6 protein-coding genes are annotated in these 7,075 nt (G+C 57.9%); 3 read left to right on the top strand and 3 right to left on the bottom strand.

Annotated features, from left to right (window positions below; all coding sequences use genetic code 11):
• Nucleotides 1–178: 178 nt before the first annotated feature.
• Complete coding sequence (gene rimO / locus ABLV04_RS01805) at nt 179–1,504, bottom strand: 30S ribosomal protein S12 methylthiotransferase RimO (RefSeq protein WP_023288970.1); 1,326 nt, start codon at nt 1,502–1,504, stop codon at nt 179–181.
• Nucleotides 1,505–1,739: 235 nt separating this feature from the next.
• Entirely contained in the window at nt 1,740–2,981 is a 1,242-nt protein-coding gene (locus ABLV04_RS01800) for an oligosaccharide MFS transporter (protein ID WP_023288971.1), read from the bottom strand.
• A 371-nt stretch (nt 2,982–3,352) separates the two neighbouring features.
• Here ABLV04_RS01800 and bssR point away from each other — a divergent pair, with 371 nt between their 5' ends.
• Together bssR and ABLV04_RS01790 are read left to right on the top strand one after the other, a co-directional pair.
• Nucleotides 3,353–3,736 carry a biofilm formation regulator BssR gene (bssR, locus tag ABLV04_RS01795; protein WP_065881878.1) on the top strand — a complete coding sequence of 128 codons (384 nt, stop codon included), beginning with the start codon at nt 3,353–3,355 and terminating at the stop codon, nt 3,734–3,736.
• A 115-nt stretch (nt 3,737–3,851) separates the two neighbouring features.
• Entirely contained in the window at nt 3,852–4,961 is a 1,110-nt protein-coding gene (locus ABLV04_RS01790; protein ID WP_180265794.1) for a PQQ-dependent sugar dehydrogenase, read from the top strand.
• A 2-nt stretch (nt 4,962–4,963) separates the two neighbouring features.
• Here the strand turns inward: ABLV04_RS01790 and ABLV04_RS01785 are convergent, their stop codons facing one another.
• Nucleotides 4,964–5,590, bottom strand: a complete 627-nt coding sequence (locus ABLV04_RS01785; RefSeq protein ID WP_032455238.1) for a glutathione S-transferase family protein — start codon at nt 5,588–5,590, stop codon at nt 4,964–4,966.
• Nucleotides 5,591–5,845: 255 nt separating this feature from the next.
• Here ABLV04_RS01785 and dacC point away from each other — a divergent pair, with 255 nt between their 5' ends.
• Nucleotides 5,846–7,048 (top strand): serine-type D-Ala-D-Ala carboxypeptidase, encoded by a 1,203-nt coding sequence (gene dacC / locus ABLV04_RS01780; protein WP_004201290.1) that lies wholly within the window; start codon nt 5,846–5,848, stop codon nt 7,046–7,048.
• The last annotated feature ends 27 nt before the right edge of the window (nt 7,049–7,075 follow it).

Here is a 7,075-nt window from a genome sequence, read left to right as displayed (position 1 = left end):
TGTCAGCCTGCGAGAGGACCCTCCAGGCCGGATAAGGCGCAGCCGCCACCCGGCATAAAAACGGCTCCGTGCCCGCTGTCATCGCCCGGCGGCGCTGCGCTTGCCGGGCCTGGGGGGAGCCTACGGGAGGACCCCCCCAGGCAGGGGAATGCGATAAGCCGCTATCCGGGAAGCTGGACTAGATCCGGGTTCCCCACAGATCGTATTCGTCGGCGTGCTCGACTTTCACCCGCACCACGTCGCCCGGCTTAACGCGGGTTTCGCCGTTCAGGTAGACCGCGCCGTCGATTTCCGGGGCGTCGGCCATGCTGCGGCCAATTGCGCCTTCTTCATCCACTTCATCCACCAGCACCAGGATTTCGCGGCCCACTTTTTCCTGCAGACGCTCGGCAGAGATCTGCTGCTGCAGCTGCATAAAGCGGTTCCAGCGCTCCTCTTTCACCTCTTCCGGCACCTGGTCCGCCAGCTCATTGGCGGTGGCGCCTTCAACCGGGCTGTACTTGAAGCAGCCGACGCGGTCGAGACGCGCCTCTTTCAGGAAGTCGAGCAGCATCTGGAAATCTTCTTCCGTTTCGCCCGGGAAGCCCACGATAAAGGTGGAGCGCAGGGTCAGATCCGGGCAGATTTCACGCCACTGCTTGATGCGCGCCAGCTGACGGTCCGCGGATCCTGGACGCTTCATCAGCTTCAGGATACGCGGGCTGGCGTGCTGCAGCGGAATATCGAGGTACGGCAGAATTTTGCCTTCCGCCATCAGCGGGATCACATCGTCGACGTGCGGGTACGGGTAGACATAGTGCAGGCGCACCCAGATGCCGAGCTTCGCCAGCTCTTCGCACAGGCTGACCATGCTGGTCTTCACCGGCATACCGTTGTGGAAACCGGTGCGGTGCTTGACGTCGACGCCGTAGGCGGAGGTGTCCTGCGAAATCACCAGCAGCTCTTTCACGCCAGCGTCAGCGAGGCGTTTGGCTTCCGCCAGCACTTCGCCAATCGGACGGCTCACCAGATCGCCGCGCATGGACGGAATAATGCAGAAGGTGCAGCGATGGTTGCAGCCTTCGGAAATTTTTAAGTAGGCGTAGTGGCGCGGCGTCAGCTTAACGCCCTGTTCCGGCACTAGGCTCAGGAACGGGTTGTGCTTCGGCTTTGGCGTATAGTGGTGGACGTGCTCCAGCACCTGCTCATAGCTGTGCGGACCGGTGATCTCCAGCACCTTCGGGTGCACTTCGCGGATCTGATCCTCTTTTGCGCCGAGACAGCCGGTGACGATCACCTTACCGTTCTCTTTCAACGCTTCGCCGATCGCTTCCAGCGATTCCTGCACAGCGCTGTCGATAAAGCCGCAGGTGTTAACGATCACCATATCGGCGTTGTCGTAGGTAGGTACGACGTCATAACCTTCGGTGCGCAGTTCGGTCAGGATACGCTCTGAGTCCACGAGGTTTTTCGGGCAGCCCAGGGAGACGAAGCCGATTTTCGGCTGGTGCGTGACATTGCTCATAGCTTAAAAAGTGTTCAATTATTGGAATGGTCAGGGCAGGAATTCTACAGATCTTTGCGAAAAAGAGTATAGCTCCGTCACGGTTAATGGTGAAAAAGCGCACCCAACCCTGCCTTTCACGCCCCTGCCGCTACAGCGGATCCCGCACGCCCCGGGGCAGAGGGGCGGGAAACGCTTCCGGCACGCCGTGCGCGCGGGCGGCGATTCATGCCCGGCGTTGCTGCCGGGCAGAGACTTATTGCGCCGGGGTGACGGCTCCGGAGGGGGCGACGCCGGGCTTTTTCGGCTCGCGCTTATCCTGCAGCGTGAAGACAGAGATCAGAGTAAAGAGCCCGGCGATGCCGCCGAGGATCAGATAGGTGTCGGCGAAGCCAATGGTATCGTACAGATAGCCTGCCAGCGGCGAGTAGATGGCGGTGGCGATCGAGGCGACAAACAGCACCAGTAAATAGACTGTTGAAGAGAGCTTGTGGTCGAAGTTGGCGGCGATGAATTTAAAGACCGACACCAGAATTAACGGTTTCTCCAGGGCATGCATCATTTTTACTGCGCCAATCCACACCGGGCCGAGAGGCACCGCCGAGCCAGCAATACGTACCGACATGATCAGCCCGGCAATGATCAGCGCCCATTTGGCGCCGGTCCGGTTAACAAACCACGGCATCAGGCATAAGAACAGCGTTTCGCCGCACACCTGAATGGAGGCGAGGATCCCATACCAGCGGTTGCCTTCCTCCGGCGTCGGGAACTGCAGCGAGAAGTACTGGGCAAATTGCTGATCGTAGGTGTCATAAATCTGCGTGACGAACAGGGTAAAAATCAGCAGCATCCAGAACTGGCGGTTCTTCGCCAGCTCAAGGGCATGGGAGACCTTCAGCGATTCGCTTCGCGCCACATCGGCGTCAGTTAATTCGATTTTGGTCAGCATAAAGCAGACGGCGGCGATGACGATGGCGAGGCTGGCGAGCCAGAAGGCCAGATTGGGATTGCTGTCGATATATTTACCGACGATCCAGGCCGCGGCCGCCCAGCCTAACGAGCCCCACATCCGCACCCGACCGTATTCGAACTGGTAGCGGCGGGAAATCTTATCGATATAAGAGTCGATCACCCCGCAGCCGGAGTTAAAGATGATCCCCAGATAGATGCCTCCCAGCAGCGCGCCAATCCAGAAGCTGTGCATCAGCAGCGGCGCGTAAACGTAGATAAAGAAGGGGCCTACCGGCAGGAGCAGCGCCACCAGCAGCCAGATAAGGCGTTTTTTCAGGCCGAACTTGTCGGAGATAAAGCCGAAGAAAGGCTGCATCAGCAGGGCGATAAAGGCGTTGACCGAATAGAGCAGGCCGGTTTTCGTGGCGCTGATGCCAAGATGCTGGGTGGTCCAGATGACAAAGAAAGCCATGGTCGACGACCAGGCGAACAGGTAGAGGAAATCGAAAAGACTCAACAGAAGGTAGTTTCTTTTACCGGGCGTCATGGTTCAGTTCCTTGCAAATGGGCAGAGAGATTATCAGCGAACCGCGGTCGCTGTTTTTATTAAATGTTATACGTATTACATTAATGATTTGTTATGGCATCCTGACTGGCGATCGCGCAATAGCGCCAGCAATATAATGTGATCATTGCAGCACTATTTTGGCCTTTTTATGGCGGCGAATGTGAATTGATTTCTTTATGAAATCAAATGTGATCGTATAACATTATCTTTGTTATATACCTGACAAAGCGGCAAGGTTGTTACATTGTAAAGGGTGTTAAAGGCTTGGGAATAATTGACCTGGCGCATCATTTTGTACAAAAAATAACCGTATTATGGATGAGGTAAAGGACGACAGAGGAGGAACCGTGATGAGCGTTGACAGACTATACCGCCACCTTTTGCAGAAGCTCATTAACGCCAATATCGATATTGACGCCTATCTGCAGCTGCGAAAGGCCAAAGGCTACATGTCAGTCAGCGAAAATGACCATCTGCGTGAAAACTTGTTTGAGCTTTGCCGTGAAATGCGTGCCCAGGCGCCGCGCCTGCAGAATGTCATTTCACCGGAGGAGAGGGATGCCCTTCGTTTGGCCGGCGAGTCCGTCGCCGCCGCTGCAGTATGCCTGATGAGCGGACATCATGATTGTCCGCTGTACATCGCTGTTAACGTAGAGAAGCTAGAACGCTGTCTGACAGGATTGACTTCAAATATTCATAAATTGAATAAATTGTCGCCAATCCCTCATGCCTGATCGGCTGAAACCCAGGGGAAGTGGACGCTTCCCCTGTTAAAGGTTATGTAAAAATCCCCGCGCAAATTTCCCCGCTGGCTACCCTTTAGCGCAGAGCTGACGAAAGGAGAATGCCATGCGTCCGATCCCGCTGCTGTTGCTATTGAGCGCCCTGTCGCTGCCGGCCCTGAGCCAGGCCGCGGTGCGGGTGGAAGTATTGCAGAACCGGCTGGCCCATCCGTGGAGCCTGGCGTTTCTCCCCGGCGACCAGGGCATGTTGATTACTCTGCGCGGCGGCGAGCTCAAGCGCTGGCAGCCGGGTAAAGGCTTGTCGGCGCCGATAGCCGGCGTGCCGCAGGTGTGGGCCAACGGCCAGGGAGGCTTACTGGACGTGGCGCTGGCCCCGGATTTCGCGCAGTCGCGGCGGGTGTGGCTAAGCTATGCGGAGAGCGACGCCAGCGGCAAAGCGGGCACCGCGGTGGGCTACGGGCAGTTGAGCCAGGATGCCACGCAGCTGACGAACTTCACCGTGGTGTTTCGCCAGCAGCCGAAACTCTCCGTCGGCAATCATTTTGGCGGCCGGCTGGTGTTCGACGGCAAAGGGCATCTGTTTATTGGCCTCGGGGAGAACAATCAGCGTCCCACCGCTCAGGATCTCGGCAAGCTACAGGGAAAAGTGGTCCGTTTGACGGAGACCGGGGGCGTTCCGCCGGATAACCCCTTTGTTGGCCGGACCGACGTGAGGCCGGAGATCTGGGCCTACGGCATCCGCAATCCGCAGGGTATGGCGATGAATCCGTGGAGCGGGGCGCTGTGGCTGAACGAGCATGGCCCGCGCGGCGGGGATGAAATTAATATCCCGCAGGCGGGAAAAAACTACGGCTGGCCGCTGGCGACGCACGGCATTAACTACAGCGGCCTGCCCATTCCGGAGGCCAGGGGCAAGACGGTGCCGGGGACCGAGCCTCCCCTGTATGTCTGGCCGGTCTCACCGGGAGTGAGCGGGATGGCCTTTTACGCGGCGCAGACCTTTCCCCAGTGGCAACATAAGCTGTTTATCGGCGCGCTGAAGGAGACATCGCTGATTGTTCTGGCGGTGGACGGCAATCAGGTCCGCGAGGAGGGGCGCCTGCTGGAGGCGCGCGGGAAACGGATCCGCGACGTCCGCGTGGGACCCGACGGCTATCTGTATGTGTTAACCGACGAGTCTAACGGCGAGCTATTGCGGCTGAGTCCGAAGAGTTAATTTCAGGTGACCGGGATCTGCACCACTTCGCGCCAGGCCGGACGCTGGCTAATCTGCTGGTACCAGCGCTGCAGATGGGGACGCGGTTGCCAGCTGTCGAGGATCGACAGCAGGTTGTAGACGAAGGGGGCGACGGCAATATCGCCAAGGCCGAACTGCTCGCCGGAGAGCCACGGCGTTTTCGCCAGCTCGTCATCCAGCATGGCGAACAGCGCTTCGCAGGCGCTGATCCCCGCGGCGATGGCCGCCGGGTCGCGTTGCTCCGGCGGCGTCCTCACCAGACCCATTAATACCGGGCGATGGGCGGGAGAGAGCGTGCCGTTGGACCAGTCCATCCACTTATCGCCTTGCGCGCGCTGCGCCGGCGCGGCCAGCCACAGACGGTCAGCGCCATACTGGGCGGCAAGGTAGCGAATAATCGTATTTGATTCCCACAACACCACCCCGGTGGCATCGTCCTTTAACAGCGGCACCAGCCCGTTGGGGTTCATCGCCAGATATTCCGGGTCATGATTGAGACCAAACTCCAGCCCGGCGAGGATCTGTTCATACGGCAGATCCAGCTCCTCCAGCACCCAGCGCACTTTCTTCACGTTGGTCGAGTTATTACGTCCCCACAGTGTAATCATTTTCGCTCCTGAGTTTGTTTCACTGCCGTTGCAGCGCGATCGGCGATCATGTTGGGATAAAGTTAATATTTAGGCAATCACGATCAAAAAAATTGTTCTGATTAAAGCACAGCGGCATGTTATTGCGTAAACTTTAAAAACTTTACCAACTCGCTGTTTCTTTAAGGTCATTTGTACGCTTTACTCACCGGTTGCTGCGGCGCGGTCAGAGTGGCGCGGCATATTTTGTTTGGAAAGGATACTTGGGTGGCTCTTATGATGCATGACGCTTTTTCCCTTCGCGGCCTCGCGGCAGGTTGCGCGCTGTTATTTCTTGTCGCACCTGCGGTGCAGGCTGCAGAACAACTCCCCGACGCCCCTTCGATTGACGCTCGCGCCTGGATCCTGATGGACTACGCCAGCGGGAAGGTGCTGAGCGAAGGCAATGCCGATGAAAAACTCGACCCGGCCAGTCTGACGAAGATCATGACCAGCTACGTGGTGGGGCAGGCGATAAAAGCGGGAAAAATTAAACTGACCGATATGGTGACCGTCGGGCGCGATGCCTGGGCGACCGGCAACCCGGCGCTGCGCGGTTCATCGGTGATGTTCCTCAAGCCCGGCATGCAGGTTTCAGTAGAAGATCTGAACAAAGGGGTCATCATTCAGTCCGGTAACGACGCCAGCATTGCCATTGCGGACTACGTGGCGGGCAGCCAGGACGCTTTCGTCAGCCTGATGAACGGCTACGCCAAAAAAATGGGGCTGACCAACACCACCTTTATGACCGTCCACGGCCTCGATGCGCCGGGGCAGTTCAGTACCGCCCGCGATATGGCGTTACTGACCAAAGCGATGATCCACGACGTACCGGAAGAGTACGCGGTACATAAAGAGAAAGAGTTTACCTTTAATAAAATTCGCCAGCCAAACCGTAACCGCTTGCTGTGGAGCACCAACCTCAACGCCGATGGCGTGAAAACCGGGACCACCGCCGGGGCCGGCTATAACCTGGTTTCTTCGGCCACTCAGGGCGATATGCGTCTGATTGCCGTGGTGCTGGGGACCAAAACCGACCGCATTCGCTTTAACGAGTCGGAAAAACTGCTGACCTGGGGCTTCCGCTTCTATGAAACCGTGACGCCGATTAAACCGGATGCCACCTTCGTCACCCAGCGCGTATGGTTTGGCGATAGCAGCGAAGCGAAACTGGGGGCCGGCGAAGCGGGCTCTATCACCCTGCCGAAGGGCCAGCTGAAAAACCTGAAAGCCAGCTACACCTTAAACCAGCCGCAGCTTACCGCGCCGCTGGAGAAGGGGCAGGTGGTCGGGACTATCGACTTTAAGCTGAATGATAAAACCATTGAGCAGCGCCCGCTGATCGTCATGGAGCCGGTGAAAGAGGGCGGCTTCTTCAGCCGGATGATCGACTTCGTACTGATGAAACTGCACGGCTGGTTCGGCAGCTGGTTCTCCTGATGCCATGACCGCGTCCGGCGGGGCGCG

The sequence above is a fragment of the Klebsiella sp. JN_Kp127 genome, assembly GCF_040062505.1.
Lineage (GTDB): Bacteria > Pseudomonadota > Gammaproteobacteria > Enterobacterales > Enterobacteriaceae > Klebsiella > Klebsiella quasipneumoniae.
This window is presented reverse-complemented; position numbering and strand designations above follow the sequence as displayed.